Genomic DNA, 24097 nt, shown 5'->3' with positions numbered 1-24097 from the left:
ATGAATGCCAAGAAAAATAAAGAGACTCTTATCAAAGGAAATGCGGCAATTGCAGCAGGCGAATATGAAACATTTTTAGGGTTTTGCGCCGAAACTACAAGGTGGGAGTTTGTAGGCGAGAAAACTCTTACAGGAAAACAAGCAGTTAGAGACTATATGCAGGAATTTTATATAGAGCCTCCTAAATTTACCTTAATTGATATAATTGCAGAAAATGATTTTGTTACAGCAATTGGATCAATACAGATTAAAAGCGAAAGCGGTGATTGGGCAGAATACTCATACTGTGATGTATGGAGGTTTGAGAATGGTCAAATGGTAGATTTGAGGGCCTTTGTTATTAAATGTAGGTAGACAGTTTGATGGTGTTAAAGTCTATGTCATAAATATGGTCTACACGAAATAAAGCCAATTGATTCAAATTTTCTATCCAGTTTCTTCATTTTTGTTTTATTGTTTTGAGCTTCGCTAGAATTCAATTCTATCTTAAGTCTTGATAATCTGAAGTACGATCCCTTAAAAATTTGCAATTTTTTCGGTGTCCAAAAATATGCTTTATCTTTAAAAATGAGGCAATCTCTTGTTTATAATGAACTCAGGCTTATTAAAAGTATTCATGATAAAGAAAGATAACCCATCAAATAGAGTTATGCACATTAATTTTGCGATTCCAAATCACTTAGCTAATGTTAGCTTTGAGTACAATATCACCTTTTATTTGAAGCTGGATTATATGCGCCAAGTTATCATATTTTCAATTAATAAATGAGTCAATTTCGTCTTCTGTTAGCTTTCAAAGCATGTAGGAGACGGTATTCTATCAAGGTATCTCTGGAGCTTAACTACGTTTAGGAATGGGTATTGTGCCAAAACACCATCATAAATACCGACGTAATTTTAGATAATTGTATTTAATCGTAACCCAACAGTTAAGTTAATTATGATGCTAAATATTCCGAAACTTACTAGTTCATTCAATGGACAAAATTTAATCTCCAATAAAGCCAATAAAATCTTCTCACTATAAAATTTACATTTTGGCGAGTAAGAGTACCTTGTTTTGTTAATCACTATCTTCGGTAATACCTGATGTTTTAAATTTCTATGTTTGCTCTCTGATCTAACCTGCCATCGCCATCGTTGGTTGGCTGTTTTGTTCTGTTCCGCCCTAAATTTGGCCGTTTGAGCGAAAAAGAATCTGGACTTGCAGAAATTGCGACTTGATTTGCAGAAAAAAGAAATGAAATCAATTATTAATTTTAGCTGGGTTGCTCTACTATTTCTAACGCTGAACCTAAATGCCCAGGGACTCCATTTAGGTATTAAGGGAGGAGTGAATTTTAATAAGTCATCAGGGCTCAACTTTAATGACAAGCGTGCTTTCGGTTATAATTTCGGTGGTTACATATACTACGATTTTACTAAAAATGTAGGAATACAGCTAGAGGGACTTTACGGCAGGTCAGCAGTTAGATTTAACCCTGCATCCCAAGATCAAGCTAACGGTATCAGTGAGGGAAAGAAGTTCATCAAGATGCTTTCAATGCCAGTTTTAGCCAAAGTAAATGTTGGAGAACTTTTTTCAGCTGTAGCTGGGCCACAGTTTAATGCTATCAGAAATAGTAATAACATTAGGTTAAATAATGGAGAGCGAGCTTTCGACTCAAAGATAGGTATCTCTTATACCGCGGGTATTGATTTGGGTATTTTGTACTTTAGATATAATTGGGGAAATAAAAGTCTTAACAAACTCATTGAAGGTGATTTCAAAAGTAACCAATACCAGATCGGTTTCAGGGTAACGGTACTCTGATAAGTTTCGATTCTTTCTTTAGATGCGGCATCTCGCTATGGTTAAATTTTTTTATTTAGCCTAATTATTATTGTTTGTAAGTCTATAATCTACAATGTTTTTCCTCAACAGGCATCTCAGCACGCCGTTGAGGAAAGCATGGTGTGTGAGTCATATAAAACAATCTTCATCTTCAAAAACTCACTTTATATTGTAATGAACTTAGCCAAATCTAAAGGGGTGGCAATTCGTTTGAAGGTAAATTACTTGCAAAAGCTGCGTGCTTCAGCCGAATGAAATTTAAGTAACTTTTAATCTAAAAACCATTTATATATCTAATAGTCTGTTATACTTTACACTATTAATGTGCCAACTATAATGCATTTATTTGGATATCTTAAATCCTGATTACCTTAAGTGCCACAAACATCTAATAGGTAGCCGGGATTTCAAATTTATAAGGGCTATTTCACTCACAGGTACTCCTAGCCAACTCATTATACATTCATATAAAATCATTTTATTTTGATGTAAGTCCAAAGCCTAAATGGTTTGAAGTTTAAATCCATACATCCTGCATGTTCCTATGTTGCAGTTTTGTATTGACTATATTAATTACATGAGATTACAGCCATGCCGAGTTCAATAGGGGCTATTAGGCTTTTCACTGGAAATTTTGGCTGTTTGGCGTATTAAACGAATACGGAAGTTTAGATACACACTAGTTTTGGAGATTAAACAAAATTCGTAAAAACATGAAAATTAAAGAAAATAAGCCTGGTTTCGCTGTTAGGACCTTTACATTCCTTTTAGTATTTAATAGTATCATTATTATCTCTTTATCCGTATCCGCTCAAAAATCAGCTATTGTGACAGTCCTCTCTAAGCACGGCATTGACCAGGGTATATTAGATTTAGAGACTGTTAAAGTGCCTGAAGGGTATGCTTATGATATTAAACAATCTACGACTGCTGGTGGCAAAACAACTATTACTGAGGCTAAATTTGACCCCTCAAGCCCAACAGAAGAACAATGGACAGTTCGTTCAGTTAATGGGAAATCTCCATCAAAAGGTGTAATCAGCTCATTCCGTAAAGAAAGAACGAAAGCGCAAAAATATCCAAAAATTGATGACGCAAGTTATAGGATTGAAAAAGAAACCTCTGAAGAACTGGTAATTAGTTATAAATTCGATGCAACTTCATTGGGTAAGGATGTTGCTTTTATGAAGGATTGCAGAACATATATGAGTGTTAATCCTAAGAAGAAAAAACTTTCGCAGTTGCAAACCGTTAATGAAAAACCTGTAAAAGTTGCTATCCTTAATGCAGATAAATTTGAACTTATTTCTAAATTTGTTCTACATGAGCAATCAAAGCATTATTTTCCTCAGCTCGAAAAATTAAATGTTCAGGCTAAATTTGTGGGACAGCCCATTACCATTCAAACCACTACTGAGTTTGGAAATTATATAAAAAAATAATTTATATTTTGAATCAGAAATGCAATTTTAAAATAAAATTGTCTTTGATTCAAACAGCTACGGCTATACTTCTGGGCAGATGGAGTTGTAAGTCTTTATGTATTTGCATAACATTCGTTTTCTTACCAGTAGTGATGATTTGGACTTAAGTCTTCTCAAAAGAATTTTACTTCCCTTTACGGGTCTAAGAAATGATGCTGAAATAGAGTCTATTACGTTTTTATCTAGAGATAGGGGTAACACTGAAATTATTCTTTGTCGTTTATCCGCTTTCGTTTATAGAGCTGGCTCATAGGGGATATTATAAGTCCTTTAACAGTACAAATTTAGTCGATAAGCTATTAGCGGTCTTCGAAAAGATGAAGTGTTTCGATGGAGTGATTTTTACTCTTCCCCTTCGAATAAAACAGCAATGACCAATTTTACTCGACCTAGATTTCTCCGCAGAGCACGACCAGTTTTATAAAAAGTGATGATGATGACGCATGTTAAAATTAATGATAGCGAGCGTGCGACAACCCTGCTCTTGAAACATTTTTGATGAATAAGTCCCTTAGATAATGATATATATATTGAACTATGTTCGTAAAGAAATTATCAATCTTTGGTAAGCAAAAGTATTTATTAATTTTTACCAGAGCTCATAAATAACAATAATAAGCAGCATTCCGATTACCTCATTCATCGAAATGCTGTTTTGCATTACACTAATTACTTAATAGACCTTAAGAGTGCTTCTAATCTAAGCTCACCGCTAATTGTCTGGGCGCCTTCTTCCATTGCTGATTTCATAATTTGCGCAGTCCTTGGGTTGAAGGCCAATTCCGCCCATCCATCATTTTCAGATTTGAATCCTTCAACATTCATACTAGGTGGGAGAACCCTCTTCAATACTTCTGTAACGCCTTCGGGTAGTGAGGCAATGTTTTGTGCCAAGGCATCCACAAATGAATCTATTTTCTTTTCAGGTAGCGATCGATTAATCCACCCATATCGCTCCGCAGTATCTGCATCCATTAAATCGCCCCCCAATATAATTTCCAAAACACGTGCTCTGCTCATCTTCGAAGAAAGATATTGGGTGGCTCCTCCTCCGGGAATTATCCCCATCAATGCTTCACATTGGGCAAGTTTACCGGTTTCTTTAGAAGCAAAACACATATCAGCAGCGGTTGCGAACTCTGCACCTCCTCCTCTTGCTATTCCCTTTAATTTTACAATTGTCACTTGTGGTTGATTCCTTAACATTTCTCCTACTGCCTGAAAAAGATTAATATTTTCTGGAGCTGCAAGACCAAGTTCTTCAAGTATTTCTTTTTCTTCAAGAATATTAATATCGACATGTGCTATAAAAAAATATGGATTTGCACTCTGGAAAACAATTACTCTAATAGATTGCTCTTTAGCAATTTCTTTCAAAAATTTGGTAAGTTCCTTTATCATCAAACCACTTAATACATTTACTTCGCCATTATCGAATGTAACTTCGATAACAGAACCTGTTTGGGCGACTTGAAAGGTGTTATAAGTCATTTGGCTGTAATCTGTCTTAAATATCTGTGTCATAATTTTTTAATTCAATTTTCGCTTCAGTTATTGTGATTATTTTAGCAAAAATACCTATAACTTTTTTTGGAATTGCACCTGCTATAATGGATTTAAGCACACACTCAGACTCGACAATGGATGGCTACATTTGTACCGTAAAACAGCAAGATGATATAAAATTTGCCCAGGATGCTTTATATGTATTAACCGGAAAGTGGCGGATGCAGATTATCATCAGCATATACAACGGTCAGCACCGCTATCGTGAAATTGCACGTTACCTTCCAGGCTTATCCTTTGCAATGCTCTCTAGAGAATTACAGATCATGGAATTGAATGTCCTAGTAAGCAGAACCGAGGACCCGGATTTTCCTAAACAAGTATCCTATACATTGACGGATTATTGCCAATCGCTATATCCCTTAATCAATAACCTTATCAGCTGGGGTAGGGAACACCGCGAAACAATTAAACTAACTCACCAACAAAACAATGATAAATAATAGTAGATGCTCAAGCAAACCAATTAAATTGTGGCAGTTAAGTTTAATGGGTAGGAATAATCAGCAATTTGAGGCAATTGTTTGCAAAATTTTGTGCGATAACTTAACTTCTTAATATTATTTGTTTAGGCCAGAAGTATCGGTTATGTCAAGGGATAGACTTAAATAATGAACTGAAAAGGATTATCAGTTCAACAAAAGAATTATATAGAGTGATTGTGCATATGCTGCAGAAAAAATTTGTGTCAGTGTATTAAATCTTATAATGGACCACAATTCACGCACCAACCAATTTGTTTCATGTCGAATGGATTTGACTGGGCATTAAGGTTTTAACACTGAAAGACATACATTAACAATGTCGTCAAACATTTGTTTATTGGTATCAAACTTAACGGTAACCCGCAGGCCATTTGAGGAATTAAACACAAACCTTGCTAGCGATTTAGCAGAATGACTAGAGGTAAAAACCCCTTTATCTTGACCTTTTTTGATGGCTATTACAAGCGCAGCCTCAAAATCGACCATAATAGCGTTAACAATTTCAGCAATCTCGGTATCAACAGTGGCTAGTTCAACAGCTGTATTAACCATAAAACAGCCTTTAGACTTATCTTCAAGTGAGGCTTCGATCTTTACAAATTCAAAGATATTACGAATGTATTCTTCTACATCTTCCGTTTCTGATCCTTCTTTTATACCAATATCAATCCTTTCCCTGCGATACTGTATTAAGGCTTTCAAAAAAAGCGAATGCTTATCTCCGAAAGTATCGTACATACTCGAACGGCTTATACCTAAGCCATCTACAAGATCCTGAGCAGAGGTGGAATTATACCCTTTTTCCCAAAACAGGTTCATCGCCTTGTTCAAAACGGCCTTTTCATCAAAAACTTTTGTTCTAGCCATAGCTTATATTTAATACTGCAGGCGAAGTTACTATATTCGGAATCAAAAGTTCCGAATATAGTAATTTTACTAAGCCCTAAAAGGTTCATTTACGGTCTGGGCACCGTCAATGTTGTATTCAGCTCCAGAGATAAATGATGCATCATCAGATGCTAAGAAAACCGCAAGTTTTGCAATCTCATCAGGCTGGGCAAATCGTCTGAATGGCATTTTGGATAATAAATATGCTTTAATTTCATCAAGTGCCTTTTCAGGGATCCCAGCTTTCCCAGCAAGTGGAGTATTAACCATGCCCGGATTGATAACGTTGACCCTAATCTGACGACTGGCAAGTTCAATAGCAGCGGTTCTGCTATAGGCATTAAGAGCCGCTTTACTTGCGGCGTAAATGGCAGTCCCTGAACCGACGGCAAATGAGCTTACTGAAGAGAGATGGATTACCGATGCGCCAGAAGATAGTAAAGGAAGTACTTTTTCTGTTGTAAATACTGCACCCTTGAAATTGATGTCCATAATCCTTTCATAAGTTTCTTCGCTAATCTGACCTACCGGCTCTAAAAAAGAAACACCTGCATTTACAAATAGGATATCCACCTTACCATACATACTTTTAACTTTTTCCGCCATCGCGATAGTTTCACCAATTACTGAAACATCAGCAAGAATTGCCACTGCGTTCTCTCCAAGCTCAACAACTGCTTTATTAAGGGCATCTTGGTTGCGGCCGGTAATAACTACTTTAGCACCTTCTTCAATAAAAGCTTTTGCAGTAGCAAAGCCTATTCCTGAATTGCCACCTGTAATCACGGCTACTTTGTTTTCTAGTTTCTTCATTCTTAAAATTTATTATATAACGGAACATTCGTTCCGCAAAGATAATATAAACGGAATGATTGTTCCAAATAAAATCTAAGAAATTTAGATAGCTTTCGAAAATTTACCATATTGCCAACGTACTAGGACAAAACCTTACCCAATGTTATTACTTCAATCTTGTGATAAACTCATATTGATTAGAAACTTATGGCAGTTTTTATCTGAAGATTGATTTTCTGCGGAATAGATTTTAGTTTCCTCTTTTAAACCTCCCTAAATTGGTTTGGGACTCATATGGCATTCCTTTTGGCTAGGTACTAAACTCAACTGCAGTGCCCCAAGGGGTTAAATCATAGCAGAAATAATTTCGGTCTCCTGCTTCTAAAAGAAATAGGAGTGCATTTGGTTCTGATAGAGCGGTTCCTTATGCTTTTGAAATTTTTCGATAGCGCTTATCATATCATCCGTGTAAATTACAAAATGCTGCATATCAAGATCGCTTGACTTTATGGCTTCCCGTTGTCCAAAGAGTGAACTTCAAATAATTCTATATTCGGCCCATTACCTATCTTGATCATCCGACAGGAGTACCGTTTGGTATGAGGTGCTACATTTAAAGTATCTCCAATGCCTTCTAGTTCTAACGGTGACTGATGATTACTGTAAGATTCATAAATGATTCCGCATCTAATGTCTCTTGAAGGAAAACACTGGCCATATCGATTTTGGCTACGTTAATGCTAATATGGTCAATTCCGGGTATAGTATTATTTTTTTCAACCTGCAAACCTTCTGCACCGTTGGGTAGTAAGCTTGCAGCAACCTAAACCGTATCCCGAACTTAGCTTAATCGTTTGATTTTTCTCTTTTCAGCAACAAGTCTACCCAGGTATTTTGCTGATAAGCACTTTCGGTAGATACCACATTGCAATTTAAACTATACTCCCCACTAACCTGCTCTGCTGTTCCATGTGAATCAACGTGTTGTTTAACTTAAATCCTTTGAAGGTTTGAGGTATATCTTTTAGAAACTCATATAGTACATCCTTGCCTTGCCACTGCATTCTAAGCCTATTTAGATAAGAAGCTTTATGGAAGCATTTTGAGCAAACAACTCAATGACTTTATTACCCTTGTTAACATTTTCAAGGTAGTCTAGTAATAACTCCTTTGCCGTTTTATAATTTTCCATTTTTTATATAATTTTTTGATGGAGTAGAAATACATTCATGTCATTTTTTTAGTTTTCTGGACAGTTGTGTTTCTTTAAATAAAAAACGACATAAACAACAAAGCCGTCTATTTAAAACGGCTTTGTCGAAATGAAAAAGTTATTTGTGATATATTATTTATATTTAATAAACGTAGCCCTGATTTTTTTTTCCTTGAGGTCAGTAGTGGTGCTACTCGAAGCAACTGTGGTCTTTTTTTCCTTTTTTTGACTTACTGTGCCCCCGCTTGAGCTTGAGGTGCCGTAAACTTCCTCTTCCATAGAGAAAACTACTCCGTCAGCTCCTTTTTGCCTTGCCAATTCGATTATTTTTGCCTGAGTCTTTTCCAAAGATCGAAATCCCTTGGCAAGTTCGGTTTTCCCCATCACCGTATGACCCTTGGTTACGTCGGCGATATCGTAAAATTCGTCTACATTTTGTGTAGCAGGGTATGTCTTCCCGAAATATTTCTGTGCATATGTCTTAGTAAAAAAGAACATTCCTAAAAATAGGATTATAAGTGATTTTTTCATGTTGTTGATTTTGTATTTAACATTTATATGCAAAGGTAAGCCCGTTTAGGGTCGAGATGTTGTGGTTTCTGATGAACTGACCGAATTTGTGAATGAAGTAGCCAATTGGTACATTGAAATGGAAGTGATCAGAATTTCCATAAACTGCTTCCATAAACAAATATTACTGCCCTTTCATTTCAAGTGAAATATCAAGCAGAAAAATAATAAGGATATTTCTTAATTTCGAACCAATAATTGCTTCAGACAACTTTTGTGCTATACCATCTCCTGAATTATTAATAAGATGGATGGTACGCATTGTTTCTTTAAATTTTCATCCTTGATTACCACATTAAACAGGGTTATCTTTGACACCATGGTTTTTACAAATGAATCGAGCGAATTATTATCTGTTTTGGAGTTGAATAATAACAACAAGAATATCTTTTTTGATCCTCAGTTAACTGATAAGACGATCTTGTGGAACACCGGAGAATGTCTTACAATTACTATAGATCACATTAATTATCAGGTGCTCAAAAATGAAGTGCTTTTTCTAACGGAATTTCATAAAATCGACCATGCCGAAATTCATAGTGCCAGAATGGTTCGGTTTAACAAATCCTTCTTTTGTATGATTGATCAGGACAGTCAGGTGGGAAGTAAGGGTTTGCTGTTTTATGGACCTAATCACATTCAGAAAGTATTATTGGATCAAGCATCTGTTCAGAATTTTGAAATATTATGGAAAACATTTCGCGCAGAGATGTTAGAGAAAAACGTGCTTCAAAAGGAAATGCTGGAATCCATCCTCAAAAGGATGTTAATTCTGTCGGTAAGAATTATTAGGAATACAACTTTTTTGAATTCAGTGCAAACTGCTCAGGTGGATTTAATGAGAGAATTCAATTATTTAGTGGAAATCCATTTTCTGGAACATCACGATGTCGCTTTCTATGCCTCAATGTTAAACAAATCTCCAAAAACGCTATCAAACCTTTTTTCTTCTGTCTTTAACCGTTCGCCGGTTACAATCATTCATGATAGAATTATGATTCACGCCAGGAGGCAGATAAACTACACCAATCTATCCATTAAGGAGATAGCCCATAAACTCGGTTATCAGGACATTCAGACCTTCAGCCGGTTTTTTAAAAATAGACAAGGAATATCCCCCGCGCAATATCGCAAGCGTCTAAAAATAATAGTTACTTAAAGGCTGCCGCCATCTTTTCATCACTATCCGGGAAAAATTGCCAATTCTTTGGGAATATCTGCCTATCTATTAACTTTCTTTTAGCTGCAATTTTGCAATAAATTATAAGAAATAAACTATGGAATATAATAATGTAAGATTTCGCCGTTTAGGTTGGTCCGGAGTTGAAATAGAATATGGAGATCAAACTCTTTTAATAGATTATATTACGGACACCTCGCAGCTCAGTGTCTTGCGCAGCGAGGAAGAAGTGTTCCCAATAGCATCAAATTTCGGCCGAGCAAGTATCGCGCTATTGACCCATCTACATACAGATCATGCTGATCCTTTAGCACTTGCCGTAGCGCTTGGTGATAGCGGTAGAGTACTTCGTCCAATGGCCGCTACAGGTAGCCAACAAGATTTAGCCTTGACTATGCATGCAGAATCGGCATTTAAAAAATCTAATCTCAGCGTTGAAATGCTCGTGGAATGGGAAGAGCGGATTGTGGGGCCATTCAAAATTAGTTCAGCGCCTGCTGTAGACGGATTTGGCGATCCCCAATTGAGCTGGGTAGTGGAGTGCGGCGGACGTAGGATAATCCATGCCGGAGATACTCTTTTCCACGGATTTTGGTGGCGTATCGCTAATAAATATGGTCCATTTGATGCTGCATTCTTACCAATCAATGCACCTATTGTTGATTTTCCGCCATTAAGGCCTATGAGTCCCATAGAAGCAGTAATGACGCCAGAACAGGCAGCGGTCGCTGCACACATATTGGGTGCAAAATCAGTAATACCAATCCACTTTGGTTCCATGCACAAACCCCCGATGTATAGCGAAACACCAAACTCTATAGAACGATTAACCAATAAATTGGAGGATTATGGAATCCTAAACCTCGTGCAACAACCAGGCATCTGGTTTGAACTTTAATAAACAGTCGATGATAATGAAAAACGAAAAATTTCCCTTCATTGCTTTGCTTGCCCTAACAACTGCTGCATTTTCAGCAATTCTCGCTGAGCTTCTTCCGGCAGGGGTCATACTTGATATGGCAAAAGATCTCGGTGAACCGCCCTCTAGCATAGGAAATCTAGTTTCATATTACGCACTTGGTACGGTAATGACCGCTATTCCGGGGGCATTATGGACCGCTGGCATAGCGCGCAAGCCATTGTTGCTGATGGTTGTTTCAGGTTTCTTTCTATCCAATCTCATAACTGCATATTCTCAAAATTATGTCCTCACCGCAGGTATACGTATACTCGCGGGAGGATTTGGGGGATTGTTATGGCCGTTGATGGCAGGATATGCGACCAGAATGGTAAACAAAAAAGATATTGGCAGGGCAATCGCACTAGTGATGGGCGGAAGTACAGTAGCACTATCTGTTGGATTGCCGTTTTGTGCATTTCTCGGTAAATTAATTGGTTGGAGATTTACCTTTGGGGCACTGGCAGGTTTGATGGTTTTGATCTTTATCTGGATTATATTAAGTGTGCCAAAACTGAAGAATGACCCGGCAAGCATTCGGCCATCGTTCAACATCTTGAAGATACCCGGGGTTGGCTTAGTGACAGCGGCAACATTCCTCACTTCTCTGGCCATTTATGTCTCTTATACTTACCTTTATCCAATTCAGCTTTATAACGGTATTCCAGGTGGTGCAGGGTTAGCCCTATTGCTCTTTGGGGGAGGAGCGGTAATAGGAATATTTATGACTGGGAGGCTTATCGATCGCTATTTGAGGATTACTCTGCTTTCTTCACTCTGCCTCTCTGCTATTTCATTACTTGCAATCTCGGTATTTGGACAAACATATCCGGTCTTTTTTGTGGCCGTTGTCTGTTGGGGGGTATCTTTCGGAGGGCTTCCCTCACTTTTCCAGACTGCGACAATTAATGCCATCAAAAAATCACCGGAATTGGGAAGTTCTCTAACTGTTACGGTATATAATATTGGCGTATTTTCTGGAGCATTCACAGGCGGCCTTATTTTGGATTTTGCTGGTCCGGAGCCTGTAACCTGGGCAAGCTTTGTATTACTATTCCTTGTGCTAATATTGGTCTTTATTGGCCATAGATTCGCTTTCCCTAACCGTAAAGCTGCCTTGAACAAATAAAGCGTATAGACAATAAACGATTGTAGATTGCTTAAGCTGCTTATGCCCTCTAATAATTGTGCCCAACCGAAATTTAAACTTTCCGCCTGTAAAGCTCAGTTGTTTTTAAAATCAGTACCGCAAGATCCTTTCATGAAGTGAAAAGATTCACCAGCGTTAAAATATTCAAGGCTAAAAGTACATAATAATAGGGCTAATGAGCTTGAATTTTAATAAGTAAAACCTAGTACGCGTGAAGGGCAAACTTTTACCCTTTATTCATAACCACCTGCTTTTAATTATTTCTCTACGATGCACCATCCCCCAGTCTATCATAGTATCGATTACCCGCGTAATATTATGGCCAGATACCGTAAGTACATATTCTATTAAAACGGGGCTTTGGGGATAAACTTTACGCTCAACAATACCGTTTATTTCCAATTCTTTAAGCTCTTTAGATAACATCCGAGGTGTAATTTTCTCTATATTATCCTGAAGATCTTTGAATCTGGATTTACCATGTAACAAAGATGCAATTATGGGGAGTTTCCATTTCCCATTCATAACATTCATCGTATCGGTCAATGCCAACACATAATGGCGCGGGCATTGCTGCACCTTATCTCTATCAATTAAATCGCTGAAATTTCCCATAATTTTTACTATACAAAAGTATAGTACTTTTCTTTAATAACAAAGTATCTTTTCTATAGCAATACCGCTATGTTTGCATCTAAATAAACAATATAAAATGATATTAGTAACAGGAGCAACCGGTCACTTTGGTTCTAAAGCCATAGACCACTTATTAGAAAAAGGTATCAAGCCTTCGCAAATCATAGCCTTGGTAAGAGATTCAGAAAAAGCGGAAAAACTCGCAGATAGGGGCATAGCCATTCGCATAGGGGATTACAACAACTACAATTCATTATTGGATGCGTTTGCGGGTGTTGATAAACTTTTATTAGTTTCAAGCAGCGATAAAGGCGATGTTGAAAATAGAACTATTCAACACATTAATGCGATAAATGCTGCGAAGAATGCATCAGTCAAACATATTGTCTATACTTCTTTTGTAAGAAAACCATACTTTGAGGATTCTGCCATTGCTAAGTTCCAAAATTCGCATGTGCAAACCGAAGAAGCATTGAAGGACAGTGGCTTACTTTACACCATCCTCCAGAATGGAATGTTTCTAGAAATGATACCCATTTTCGCAGGTCAACAGGTGGCAGATAAAAAAATGATTTTGTTTTCAGCCGGACAAGGTAAAACAAGTTTTGTACTCCGAGACGAGCTCGCTCAGGCAGCTGCGCATGTAGTTTCTACAGATGGTCATGAGAACAAGATTTATCAGTTAACCAATCTTGAGTCCGTGTCATTTGAGGATATTGCAAAAGCCTTCTCAATCGCTTTGGGAAGCGAGGTCGAATATAAATCTCCGGTGATAAATGATTTCAAAGACATTCTAACCAGTGCCGGACTTCCAGAAATATATATTGGAATGTTCGTTATGTGGGCTCAGGCGCAGGCCGAAGGGGCAATGGATGTAGAGGATGATACCTTGCAAAAAATACTTGGGAAAAATCCCACAACCATGACCGAATTTATTCAGCAGGTATATGCGAAAAAGAATAATGGCTAATTTGCGTTCAGAACACTAAAATAATAGTGGTAATATTCTTTCAGGCTAACTGTAAAACATTTGACATTCATTGGCAGTCAAAAATCGATCATATACCTTTTGATAAATACTTAGAAGATTTCCATAAAATTTACTTGTAAAAAACTGTGCTCCATTGCAGCCTGTATTCTGATATTTTCATTAAAGGTGCATTACGAATTTTACTTGACTTTATCTCAGGGCTAATCTCCTGGGATAAAGTTAACCATTCGTGTGCTTTTTGTTTAGGATTGGTAGTCATGCTTTTTTAAAGGTGCTAAGCATCTAACCAAGCTTTCTGAACTTCTCGTTTGGGCTCCCTAAACTCAACCTGCAAAAATTTATTCTCGAAGATAAACATCCATTACGGAAGTTATGGAAAATATACATAGAAAACTTGGGTAAAGTTTTAATCAGTAATTTCTTCGCATCAACTTTTCGGCAATAGAAGTGATGTCTAATGTTTACTTCGTTTTTGCCATAAAGTCTAACGCTTGTATCACTTCTGTAGTGTGTTACAAATGTATATACGCATCCATAAATGAACCTTGGAGCTGAATATATGCACATAGGAGCTTTAAAACCTGTTAATCCGTAAAACGGTCGGTTCAATGACTATTCTGGACGTTTCATAACCTATAGCAACACACAATCCTAATAGTTGATTAACTTGAGCATAAATTTGAATATTAGCGACAAACTATATATCCAAGCTACTTTTAACTTTAGACTGCAAATCACATTGGATAAGGACTGGTATTTACATAAGGGTTAGTTTGTGCGGTTAATATGGGTATGGCTCGGTAAACGATTTTGCTCTATACCGATTGGCCTCTTTGGAATAATTATAATAATAAACGGATTGGAAATATGAAAAAAATCTTTAACAATATTTAACATACAATAGCCCTTAAAGCTATTAAACAATAGCCACAGATAGATTCTGTGAGCTTTATAGCGAACTACCAACTCTATATATAAGAGTTAAAACAAAATTTTATTGGATTTCTCTCTTAAAAGACTTTTCCTGCTAAAATGAACGAAAAAGTGTTTGGCAGACTACTCCTTAAATTGCAAGAAGTTTAATAAGTTATGGGTAGCGATGCGGACTTGATACAGGTAAGAAACTGGAGACCGCCGACACCCTGCGGTATAGGTTGAGTTTCTATAAAATGTTTAGATGATAATAAATTACTCATACAATATTTATTCAGGTCATAGTAAAATGGTAATGAAAATATTTTTGTGTTACATTTGAATATGTATAAAAAGTACCAGATCAAGTGGCTGCTGATCCTTTCAGCGATCATGATTCTTTCTACAACTTTTATCGGACAACCGGATCTTAGCAAAGCAAAGTGGTGGTATTTTCTTGACCATGCCCTAAAGGTTTTTATTCCAATAGCAGCATGCTGGTTAATAGATGGTTACATGCTAAATAATACCTTCGGTAGACTATCTGGGTTTTATAAGAGTTCTTTAAGCATTCTACTTGGCGTATGCGCAAGTTTTACATTAGGCATTGCAATTGACCAGATCGCTCCACAAAACCATTTATACAACAGCGAGATAGGCTATAGCACACCCAAAGAAATGATGATTCACCTGGTTGGAAATACATTTCTGAGCCTACTTTGTTACTTCGTTTTTTCCATCAGATTTACCAATGCAGCACTAAAGATAGCTAGGAAAGAAAAAGTACATCTCGAGCAGGCACACCTTAAAGCGCAATTGATTTCCCTTCAACAGCAAATTAGCCCACATTTCCTATTCAATTCCCTCAGTACTTTAAAGACCATGGTTAGTGAGCCTGCAGCTAAGAATTACATTATCCATCTTGCCGGTGTATACCGTTATGTACTGAGCTTCAATGACCATCCCTTGACCAAATTAGATGATGAACTCCGTTTTATCGGTTCTTACCTTCATATTCTTAATGAGCGATTCGGTAATATGCTTAGGGTAGACATCAGTATTCAAAAACAGTACGGACTTCTTTATTTACCATCGCTTTCACTTCAGCTACTTATCGAGAACGCGATTAAACATAATGTGTGTTCGGCCGAACACCCACTTTGTATATCAATTACCACCACTGATTCCAAGGCGTTGATTGTGGAAAATAATTTTCAACCGAAGAAATGCAGGGTAGAGCGCCCAGGAATGGGCTTAAAAAATATTATTGAAAGATACAGATTATTGGTTGACAAGCCAATTAGTGTGGCCAATGACAACCAAAAATTTACCGTCACCATTCCATTGATCAAACATGAAAGTAATTATAATAGAAGATGAAGCTCGTACAGCCAACGAACTTAAGAACATGCTTCTGGCCATCGACAACGATATAGAGGTTCTGGCCATCCTGGGATCTGTATCCAAAGCGGTAGATTGGTTTACTCATCACCCCATGCCCGAACTTATTTTTTCCGACATTGAACTAGGGGATGGCCTAAGTTTTGAACTCTTCAAGAAAGTAAGTATTGAGGTGCCTGTCATCTTTTGTACCGCCTTTGATGAATATGCTATAAGAGCGTTTGAGTCTAATAGTATCGATTATCTCTTAAAACCACTTGATGAGGCTATGCTTCAAAAAAGCCTCGAAAAATATTTGCGCTTAAAAGAGCATCTGATTCAGGGCGAACAGCGTGCACTCAACATGGAGCGTGTAATAGACCAAATTGAGCTCGCTTACAAACAAACAATATTGGTAAATTATAGGGAAAAGATCATACCCATCAGGCTTCAAGATGTTGCATTTATTTATACTCTAAATGGTCTGGTTTATCTCGAACTTGACAAAAACAGGCGTTTTACCGTCCCATATACCCTGGAACAGTTTGACTCGATGATTGATCCGCACCAGTTTTTTCGTGCCAACCGGAAGTTTATTTTGAACAGGGATTTCATAGAGGATATAGAATACTACTTCAACAGAAAACTTTTTATTACTTGTAAAATAGAATCTCCAGAGAAAATAATTATCAGCAGGGTCAAAGCCCAGCCATTCTTGCAATGGCTTGAAAGCTAAATTTCATTGTAATCATGCCTAAAGCAATGGTGTTTTACAACGCAAATTAAAAGATTTTGGCAAGCGGACGCAACACGTCGAAAACGCCAAGATACGCTTACCTGGATGGGTCTGGTTAAAAGATTACTAATCAATAGGCCACTCAGTTGTCTATCACAATAATTAGCCCATTAATTCACAAAGATCACATAACTGGGGTTACAGAATTCCAAGTGCACCTGAAATAGCTTTTAGCCATTCTGTTCAATTGATAGGAAGGCGATTCCAATGACCAATTCACATAGGTTCATGGTCGATTCGCGGCATATTTGGGTTGTTTCGGTCTGAATTGGGGCAGCTTACAGAGCATAATCTCGTCTATTGTAAAAAAAAGAAATCGTTATGAAACAATTAAAAGCAATTTTATTGGGCTGTATAATTCTTGCAGCCCTAGGATGTAAGAAGTCCGACAATGATTTAGAAACAAACTCTACGATCGTGAACGATAATTTTAAAGACGGCCAAGGCAGTTGGCTGATAGATTTCGTGGATTATCCTAAAGGCAAGGAGGAAGAATGGGAGATTGGAGGTGGTATTTCAAAGTTACCTGGCCCCCTGGATACCACGAGCATGGCACTGAGGCTTTCCTCAATTAACCGAAGTGATGATGTATTTATGTTCTTGAAAAAGAAGGTTACCGGACTTAAGCCAAACCAATTGTATACGGTAAAACTGGAAATTGAGTTCGCCAGTAATGCTCCAAGCAATATGCTTGGCGTGGGAGGTGCGCCAGGGGAGAACGTTTACCTCAAGGCTGGGCTCACACCAATAGAGCCAATCAAAGTGCTCCAGGAAGACGGATATTTCAGACTTAACCTGGATAAGGATAGCGAGTCACTATCTGGAAAAGATCTTTTTTATATCAATCATATTGCAAATGGAACACAGGAGGCAACCTATAAATTGCTAAACAGGTCTGGTGAATTCAAAGGCAGGTCTAACGAAAATGGTGAGGCCTGGATTGTAATTGGAACAGATTCTGGACATGAAGCGACCACAACACTCTTTTATACAAAGGTAAAGGCAAATGTTAGTTATTAAATAATAGGTAAGGGGGGGTAAGCCGTAACCTTGCGGTTCCCCCTTTTTCAAAGATCAATTCATGCAATAAGCAACGTAGTTATCTATAGTTAATAATGGCTAAGTAGGCTCAGGCATCAGAACTTTATCTATATCACAAGAATTTTTATATTTGCCTGTATGAAAGAAATGCTTCGGGCGCATATAGAACAAGTTGTATCCCTTACAGATGAGGAATATGATTTTGTGCGGATGCATTTTTGCCTTAAACACCGCCCGAAGGGAGGATTGCTTATTACCAAGAGTTCCCCAGTTCCTTACGTATACCTGGTGATATCGGGTTTGTTGAAATTGGTTTACCATGATCAAACGGGCAGGGAACATATTGTCTCATTCGCAATGGAAGAGTGGTGGGAAACTGACTATCCCGCCTGGTTTGCCCGAACGCCTGCATCGCTTGACTTGTATTGTATTGAAGAGACACATGTATATTGCCTGTCTCTTGATGGATACCAAACCCTCTGCGCCAAGGTTCAAAAAATGGAGCACTTTTTTCTGCACAAGGCAAACCGCGGTCACATGGCTTCCCAAGAGCGCATTCTCTCCTTTCTAACCTCGACCCCAAAGGAGAAATACGAGCTTGTTCTGCGTAAACAGCCGGCCTTGATGCAACGCGTTCCCAAGGCTATGCTTGCTGCCTATCTTGGTTTGTCCCGTGAAACACTAAGCCGATTGTGGCGTCAAAATTAAATGCCAACTAGCTTTTTCATAAAGATTAACAGTCCGCTCATGCGGTTTAAGAACCATATCAGCAGTTTCCAAAATTCAGCTACGATCCCATGATATTGAGTACTCCAAAGCCGCCAGTGGTACCAAAATTTAATAAGTCGTTTTTATAGATATAAAGGGTTTTTTATCTCACGATTTTGGCTCAAAGGTTTTGTCTAATGACTGCACTACTTTAGCAGATGATATGATAGTCCCATGTTATGAAACATGAATGCCCATTTATCGGCCTGCTGCTCAATCGTTAATTCTGTAGATGTTGCTCCGCCATGCCCAGCTAGTGTGTCTATTCTTATCAATACGGGGTTTTTCCCTTTCTGAAACTGCTGTAGCCTTGCGGCGAATTTAAAGGAATGAGCAGGGATCACGCGGTCGTCATGATCTGCAGTAGTGATGAGTGTCGCGGGGTAGGCGGTATTTTGCTTTAGCGCATGATATGGGGAATAATGATACAAGTATTTGAACATTTCAACACTTTCTTCTGGAGAACCAAAATCGAATATCCAACCTTCCCCCGCGGTAAACTTATTAAATCTTAACATATCTAGTACCCCGACGCCCGGGAATGCTACCTTGAAAAGATCTGGACGCTGGGTCATACATGCACCAATAAGCAAGCCCCCATTAGACTCACCGGCAATTGCGAGTCTTTGAGCGGAGGTGTATTTTTCTCTCACAAGATACTCTGCTGCAGCTATAAAATCATCAAAGGTATTCTGCTTCTGCATTTTTGTACCCGCTAAGTGCCATTTGGTTCCGTACTCGCCGCCACCACGTAGATTTGCTACGGCAAGGATTCCCCCTTGTTCCAAAAGAATAACATTGCGAACATCAAACGTCGGGGTCACACTGATGTTAAATCCTCCATATCCATGCAGCAAGGTTGGATTTGACCCATCCAACTTGATCCCTTTCTTATGGGTAATGATCATGGGAACCCTGGTTCCATCTTTAGATGTATAAAATATCTGCCTTGATATATAATCGGTGGGGTCAAACTGTATGCTGGGTTTTTTATATCGCTCAGAGCGGCCGCTTGATATATTATATTTATATATGGTACCAGGATTGATATAGGATGTAAAATAATAGTAAAGGTACTTATCACCAGCTTTAGCGTTCACCCCAACTGTAGGAACCGAGCCGATATCAGGAAGTTTTATTTTGTGCTCAAATTTGCCGTTTAGATCATATTGACGGATGGAGGAAAGTGCATCTTTCAGGTAGTGGGCAAATATTTTACCCCCTGCGGTTGTTGCCTGCAACACTTCATTGGTTTGCGGTATAATTTGTTTCCAGTACGCAGATGATGGCTTGGAAATTTCAGCAGCTACTAATCGACCATTTGGTGCATTTAGATCTGTACGAATATATATCTTATCATCAACGATATCCAGGATCTCGTGATTACCCGATAGGTTTCCTACCACAGTTGAAAACTTTGACGTCGGTTGGCTGAGATCTTTTATAAGCAGTTCATTGCCTGAACTAGAATTCGCTGATGTAATCATTAGGTACCGGCCATCACCACTGACTTTTGAAGTAATGAATCTTCTTGGAAAAGAAGCTCCCCCTAAAATAAGCTTATCCTGGGATTGAGGGGTATTAATCTTATGGAACTGGAGTTGATGTTGATCTGTTTTCTCAGAGAATTTATTTCCCTTTATATCTCGTTTATAGGTACCATAAAAAATCCCTTCATTACCTTTCCAGGCTAAAGTTGTAAATTTAACGTTGACTAATGTATCACCCACTATTGATTTATCAGCGGTTCTAAGGACCGCTACTTTAGTCCAGTCCGAACCACCCTCAGTAAACTGATAAGCCATCAATGAGCCGTCCCTACTAAAGCTAAAATCGGTGAGAGCGGTGGATCCGTCCTTCGAGAAGGTATTTGGGTCGAGAAATATTTCCTCTTTAGATCCCTCGCCCTTAGTTCGATATATAACCCATTGATTTTGCAGGCCATTATTTTTGAGAAAATAGATGTAATTACCCTCCTTAAAAGGAGCAGAAAATTTTTCATAATTCCATAGGCTTTTCATGCGCTCTTTCATCGCACCGCGATAAGGTATCTGTCTGATAAAAGTCGAGGTAATCTTGTTCTGAGCGGCAATCCATTTGCTTGTCTTCGCCGACTGGTCATCTTCGAGCCAGCGATATGGATCTGCTACAACAGTACCGAAATAAATATCCTTTTGATTTCCTCTTTCTGTAACAGGATATGGAATTCTTATAATCTGCTCTGCTGCTGGAATCGTCTTGGACTTATTACAAGCTATCAGAGCAATTGTGGCAAATAAAATATTAAATGTTCTTTTCATGATAATTTTTTCCTCGATGGTGATTTTATACCTCCTCAGGTAAAAAAGTTTTGATAATTGAGTTTAGATACTAGGGAATCTTAGATTCCTATGATCCTTCTAGCTGTTGTTGATATGTTGCCTATTACCTGTTCTCCGGTAGATAGTCAAAGGCTTACTTCTAGAACTGTTGAGGCATTTGTAAATCTGCTTCCATAGTTTTAAAACAAAGCTACCTATGTGATAGAAAATATATATGATTTTAATGATGAGATGACCAAAATCGCATGTGAGATGCCCAAATTATGTGATGAAAGATTTTCAGATATAAGCGATATCAAGCTGATCGGGTTCAAATCAACCTACAGAAAAAGTGCACATCTCAGTAAAATCAGATCCAACATTGTATCATTGAATACATTATCGTACATGAGGGTAAATTAATCTTCAGTTATCTATCTATTTATAAAAGTAATATTCAATGCTAGAAAATTAGACTGTAAACCGTGCTAACCGGTTTTTAATGCGTTACAAAAAGAAATTGGAAAATGGGTAATACTTCGATGGCATAAATAGATGGCAATAAGATAGATATCGGCCAACGCTTTTTTTAAACCTCATCAGTAAGCAATAACAATCGCTGTTTCTTTAAGATCAGCAGGTAGAAATGCTGGAAAGCTGTCGGGCCACTACACCCGATAGACATATTTGTTATTTAATAAATGTGATTGAAATCACATCCACTCATTAATGTGTATCTTAAATTTGCTCCACAATAAGAATAGAAACATGAAAAAGACAATTAAAATTTTTGGGTTGCTATTAATGTTATCAATCCCGGCGATGGCTCAATCAACAGATGTGAAAGCCATGGAAAAAAAAGTCATTAGTCCTTGGGCCTGGCAGGACAAACTGAGCTACGTTCAGGCAGTAGAAGTTAAAAATGTACAGAGTACACTTTATGTTTCTGGCCAGGCTGCGGTACATCCTGATGGTACTTCGAGTAAAGAGGATATGCGTACCCAATTGGCACTTGCCATAAAGAATCTAGAGACAGTGATAAGTAAGTCGGGATTTGAATGCCGTAATATTGTAAGACTAACAATTTACACTACTTCCACTAAGGAGTTTACCAGCAAATGTTTTGATCTTTTTCAGGACTTTGTGGCAAAGCATGGCATGAAGCAAACCGTCACATTGATGCAGATCGTTGCACTAAATGAAACGCTAAAGGTAGAACTTGAAGCAACGGTTGTGAAATAGAGAATATGTAAAAGTGATTTTATATTTGTAAATTCAAATCCAGTACCAACTATAATCCTACATGCTGAAAACTTTGTAGCTATCGTTGGTATAGGAGCCCGTCCAATCAAGCAAACATTTTTGTTATCTCCATTATCATCTTTTTCAAAGCTTAACAGCGCAAGGAATTCAATAAGTTACTAAGCGTGTTATCAAGATAAATGATAAAATACTTACAGTTAGTGCATACAGACACTGGTCTAATTCCTTGCACACCTAGGGGGTGTAAATTAAGGATTTAGGACTAATCGGTAAACAGCTGCATCTTAAATTGATTCAGTTCCATTTTTTTTGATTTAATTAAAGTTTTCTATAAATAGTTATATATGCAGCGTTTCAAAATATTTTTTTTGCTTTTAAATTTATCATTTGGTTATTCAATAAGTCAAGTGAAAGCCCAGGTTTTCGAGAAAACAGCTGAGCTCCACGGCGATAGTCTTGTTTTTCCATTAACAATTATAAATGCTTTTCCATTCATATCAGCAACAGTCAACGGTGTTTCTGGGAAATTTATGTTCGATACTGGAAATCAATTTTCCATTGATATAAATGATAATTATATCAAATTGCCAAATAAAAAAGTTAAAGGAAAAGGTGTTGTAGCAAGTGGGCAGTCTTACAAAAAAAACGTAAACGATACCATCCGTGAAGTGAAGTTCAAAAATGGGCTTACCTACCAGAATCTCGAAAATATTACCAGTGGTAATTATGAGTTTTTACAGAAATATATCACTCCCGACTGCCTGGGCTATATTGGTCATAATTTTTTTAAAGGTTATCTTTTCAAACTTGATTATCTCCGTAGAAAGATTACCTTTTATAAAAATTCCAGTGAACGTAGCATGTCCAATGATTTCTTAGCCAACGAGAAGGTTCTGGCAGTAATCGATTTCGAAACCAGAAAGTTGCCGAATCATCCGCTTGTCAAGTTAAAGATAGATAAGGTAGATGTTTTAGCGGCATTTGATACCGGTCAATTTGGATCACTGCAATTGGATTATCCTTCCAATGAATCGCTTAAACGGAAGGGCTCCGTACTATTTTCTGGTACAGACGGGGAGGGTGATACGCTATTAACGGTTAAAAATATAACCATGGGCGGAAAATTCAAAACTACTTTAAAAGGCGTGGAACTCACAAATTTTGAGGATACACAGATCATTAGAAAAGCATTGGGTATCGTCGAACCGAACATTTTGGACATTGGATACCGTTTTTTCTCGCAGTATAAAACGGTTTGGGACTATAATAGGAAAAAGATTTATATTTTGGAGTATTGACCATCTTGCTCATTTATTCGTATCCAAATACTTTTTGTTAGATCAGTATATAAATTTAACCAGATTCAAGGGTAGAATGTAAATTATCTTAAGCTAATAATTAAAGCAATATATAAAACGGATTTTGACAATATTGATTAATAATTTTTGAGATGATTGAAGCCTTTAGCCCTCCGGAGCCAACTGTTGTCCGATAGGTATATTATAATTCCTAGAGGGTGGATTAGTATGCTTTTTAGCTGTGATCAAAAATGCAATGAGCTTAAACCCTACGTATGAAAAATTTTCAAATATGGTCCAATCAGAATGTCGGGAATACAATCGCCTAAATGATCAATGATTCTGCTATATACCGACTTTTTGTTGTACTGGTATTATCCCTCATAGCTTTATTAGGGTATTTTATATTAATCACCAGTTTTTGCGAAATTTGCGATGGCTTTGAACCTTAATTATTTGTATCAAAGGTCAATTGGAAATTTCCGATTTTCAAGCTCATTAAATACATCTGTAATGACCATTTTGATACCGATTTGATAATCGAAGCTTTTCACTGGGCTACCTTCTAAAGCCATAGTGCATTATTCCT

Annotated in this window: 20 protein-coding genes; 14 read left to right on the top strand and 6 right to left on the bottom strand. The window is 37.6% G+C overall.

Annotation, left to right across the window (positions count from 1 at the left end; translation table 11 throughout):
* From ACFOWA_RS01535 to ACFOWA_RS01525, 3 genes are all read left to right on the top strand, one after another.
* Positions 1-354 (top strand): nuclear transport factor 2 family protein, encoded by a 354-nt coding sequence (locus ACFOWA_RS01535; RefSeq protein ID WP_378981109.1) that lies wholly within the window; start codon positions 1-3, stop codon positions 352-354.
* 886 nt (positions 355-1240) lie between these two features.
* Positions 1241-1813, top strand: a complete 573-nt coding sequence (locus ACFOWA_RS01530) for an outer membrane beta-barrel protein (protein WP_378981107.1) — start codon at positions 1241-1243, stop codon at positions 1811-1813.
* 734 nt (positions 1814-2547) lie between these two features.
* On the top strand, positions 2548-3276 hold the full coding sequence (locus ACFOWA_RS01525; protein WP_378981105.1) for a hypothetical protein: 729 nt from the start codon (positions 2548-2550) through the stop codon (positions 3274-3276).
* A gap of 711 nt (positions 3277-3987) precedes the next feature.
* Here ACFOWA_RS01525 and ACFOWA_RS01520 read toward each other — a convergent pair.
* Complete coding sequence (locus tag ACFOWA_RS01520) at positions 3988-4842, bottom strand: enoyl-CoA hydratase/isomerase family protein (protein WP_378981103.1); 855 nt, start codon at positions 4840-4842, stop codon at positions 3988-3990.
* 32 nt (positions 4843-4874) lie between these two features.
* On the opposite strand from ACFOWA_RS01520, the gene ACFOWA_RS01515 reads away from it, so the two are divergent.
* Positions 4875-5327: a winged helix-turn-helix transcriptional regulator gene (locus ACFOWA_RS01515; RefSeq protein ID WP_378981101.1), complete on the top strand. Its 453-nt coding sequence runs from the start codon at positions 4875-4877 to the stop codon at positions 5325-5327.
* Positions 5328-5651: 324 nt separating this feature from the next.
* Here ACFOWA_RS01515 and ACFOWA_RS01510 read toward each other — a convergent pair whose 3' ends face one another.
* The 3 genes from ACFOWA_RS01510 to ACFOWA_RS01500 all read right to left on the bottom strand — a co-directional run bounded on the left by ACFOWA_RS01510 (position 5652) and on the right by ACFOWA_RS01500 (position 8796).
* Positions 5652-6236, bottom strand: coding sequence for a TetR/AcrR family transcriptional regulator (locus tag ACFOWA_RS01510; protein WP_378981099.1), 585 nt, complete (start codon positions 6234-6236; stop codon positions 5652-5654).
* Positions 6237-6305: 69 nt separating this feature from the next.
* Complete coding sequence (locus tag ACFOWA_RS01505; RefSeq protein ID WP_154282965.1) at positions 6306-7070, bottom strand: SDR family oxidoreductase; 765 nt, start codon at positions 7068-7070, stop codon at positions 6306-6308.
* Positions 7071-8397: 1327 nt separating this feature from the next.
* Complete coding sequence (locus tag ACFOWA_RS01500) at positions 8398-8796, bottom strand: hypothetical protein (protein WP_154282966.1); 399 nt, start codon at positions 8794-8796, stop codon at positions 8398-8400.
* Positions 8797-9118: 322 nt separating this feature from the next.
* On the opposite strand from ACFOWA_RS01500, the gene ACFOWA_RS01495 reads away from it, so the two are divergent.
* The 3 genes from ACFOWA_RS01495 (at position 9119) to ACFOWA_RS01485 (ending at position 12102) form a co-directional block, all read left to right on the top strand.
* Entirely contained in the window at positions 9119-9994 is an 876-nt protein-coding gene (locus tag ACFOWA_RS01495; protein ID WP_167515735.1) for a helix-turn-helix domain-containing protein, read from the top strand.
* Positions 9995-10112: 118 nt separating this feature from the next.
* Positions 10113-10913, top strand: a complete 801-nt coding sequence (locus ACFOWA_RS01490; RefSeq protein ID WP_378981096.1) for an MBL fold metallo-hydrolase — start codon at positions 10113-10115, stop codon at positions 10911-10913.
* Positions 10914-10929: 16 nt separating this feature from the next.
* The gene (locus ACFOWA_RS01485) at positions 10930-12102 is read left to right on the top strand and encodes an MFS transporter (RefSeq protein ID WP_167515736.1); all 1173 of its coding nucleotides are present in this window, start codon (positions 10930-10932) and stop codon (positions 12100-12102) included.
* Positions 12103-12360: 258 nt separating this feature from the next.
* Here the strand turns inward: ACFOWA_RS01485 and ACFOWA_RS01480 are convergent, their stop codons facing one another.
* Positions 12361-12738 carry a winged helix-turn-helix transcriptional regulator gene (locus ACFOWA_RS01480; RefSeq protein WP_154282970.1) on the bottom strand — a complete coding sequence of 126 codons (378 nt, stop codon included), beginning with the start codon at positions 12736-12738 and terminating at the stop codon, positions 12361-12363.
* A gap of 97 nt (positions 12739-12835) precedes the next feature.
* On the opposite strand from ACFOWA_RS01480, the gene ACFOWA_RS01475 reads away from it, so the two are divergent.
* The 5 genes from ACFOWA_RS01475 (at position 12836) to ACFOWA_RS01455 (ending at position 18587) form a co-directional block, all read left to right on the top strand.
* On the top strand, positions 12836-13729 hold the full coding sequence (locus tag ACFOWA_RS01475) for an SDR family oxidoreductase (RefSeq protein ID WP_154282971.1): 894 nt from the start codon (positions 12836-12838) through the stop codon (positions 13727-13729).
* 1278 nt (positions 13730-15007) lie between these two features.
* Positions 15008-16042 carry a sensor histidine kinase gene (locus tag ACFOWA_RS01470; RefSeq protein ID WP_154282972.1) on the top strand — a complete coding sequence of 345 codons (1035 nt, stop codon included), beginning with the start codon at positions 15008-15010 and terminating at the stop codon, positions 16040-16042.
* Entirely contained in the window at positions 16017-16778 is a 762-nt protein-coding gene (locus ACFOWA_RS01465; RefSeq protein ID WP_154282973.1) for a LytR/AlgR family response regulator transcription factor, read from the top strand. Before ACFOWA_RS01470 ends, ACFOWA_RS01465 begins: the two co-directional genes overlap by 26 nt.
* Positions 16779-17159: 381 nt before the next feature.
* Positions 17160-17858, top strand: coding sequence for a hypothetical protein (locus ACFOWA_RS01460; protein WP_378981092.1), 699 nt, complete (start codon positions 17160-17162; stop codon positions 17856-17858).
* 159 nt (positions 17859-18017) lie between these two features.
* Positions 18018-18587, top strand: coding sequence for a Crp/Fnr family transcriptional regulator (locus tag ACFOWA_RS01455; protein ID WP_154282975.1), 570 nt, complete (start codon positions 18018-18020; stop codon positions 18585-18587).
* A 206-nt stretch (positions 18588-18793) separates the two neighbouring features.
* Here the strand turns inward: ACFOWA_RS01455 and ACFOWA_RS01450 are convergent, their stop codons facing one another.
* Positions 18794-20947, bottom strand: a complete 2154-nt coding sequence (locus tag ACFOWA_RS01450) for a prolyl oligopeptidase family serine peptidase (protein WP_154282976.1) — start codon at positions 20945-20947, stop codon at positions 18794-18796.
* A gap of 768 nt (positions 20948-21715) precedes the next feature.
* On the opposite strand from ACFOWA_RS01450, the gene ACFOWA_RS01445 reads away from it, so the two are divergent.
* Both ACFOWA_RS01445 and ACFOWA_RS01440 read left to right on the top strand, forming a co-directional pair.
* On the top strand, positions 21716-22189 hold the full coding sequence (locus ACFOWA_RS01445) for a RidA family protein (RefSeq protein ID WP_245228047.1): 474 nt from the start codon (positions 21716-21718) through the stop codon (positions 22187-22189).
* 365 nt (positions 22190-22554) lie between these two features.
* The gene (locus ACFOWA_RS01440) at positions 22555-23508 is read left to right on the top strand and encodes a hypothetical protein (RefSeq protein ID WP_378981089.1); all 954 of its coding nucleotides are present in this window, start codon (positions 22555-22557) and stop codon (positions 23506-23508) included.
* Positions 23509-24097: the final 589 nt, after the last annotated feature.

The organism is Pedobacter lithocola (assembly GCF_042650845.1).
Lineage (GTDB): Bacteria > Bacteroidota > Bacteroidia > Sphingobacteriales > Sphingobacteriaceae > Pedobacter > Pedobacter lithocola.
The sequence above is the reverse complement of the archived record's forward strand: the minus strand, read 5'-3'. Positions and strand labels throughout refer to the sequence as shown.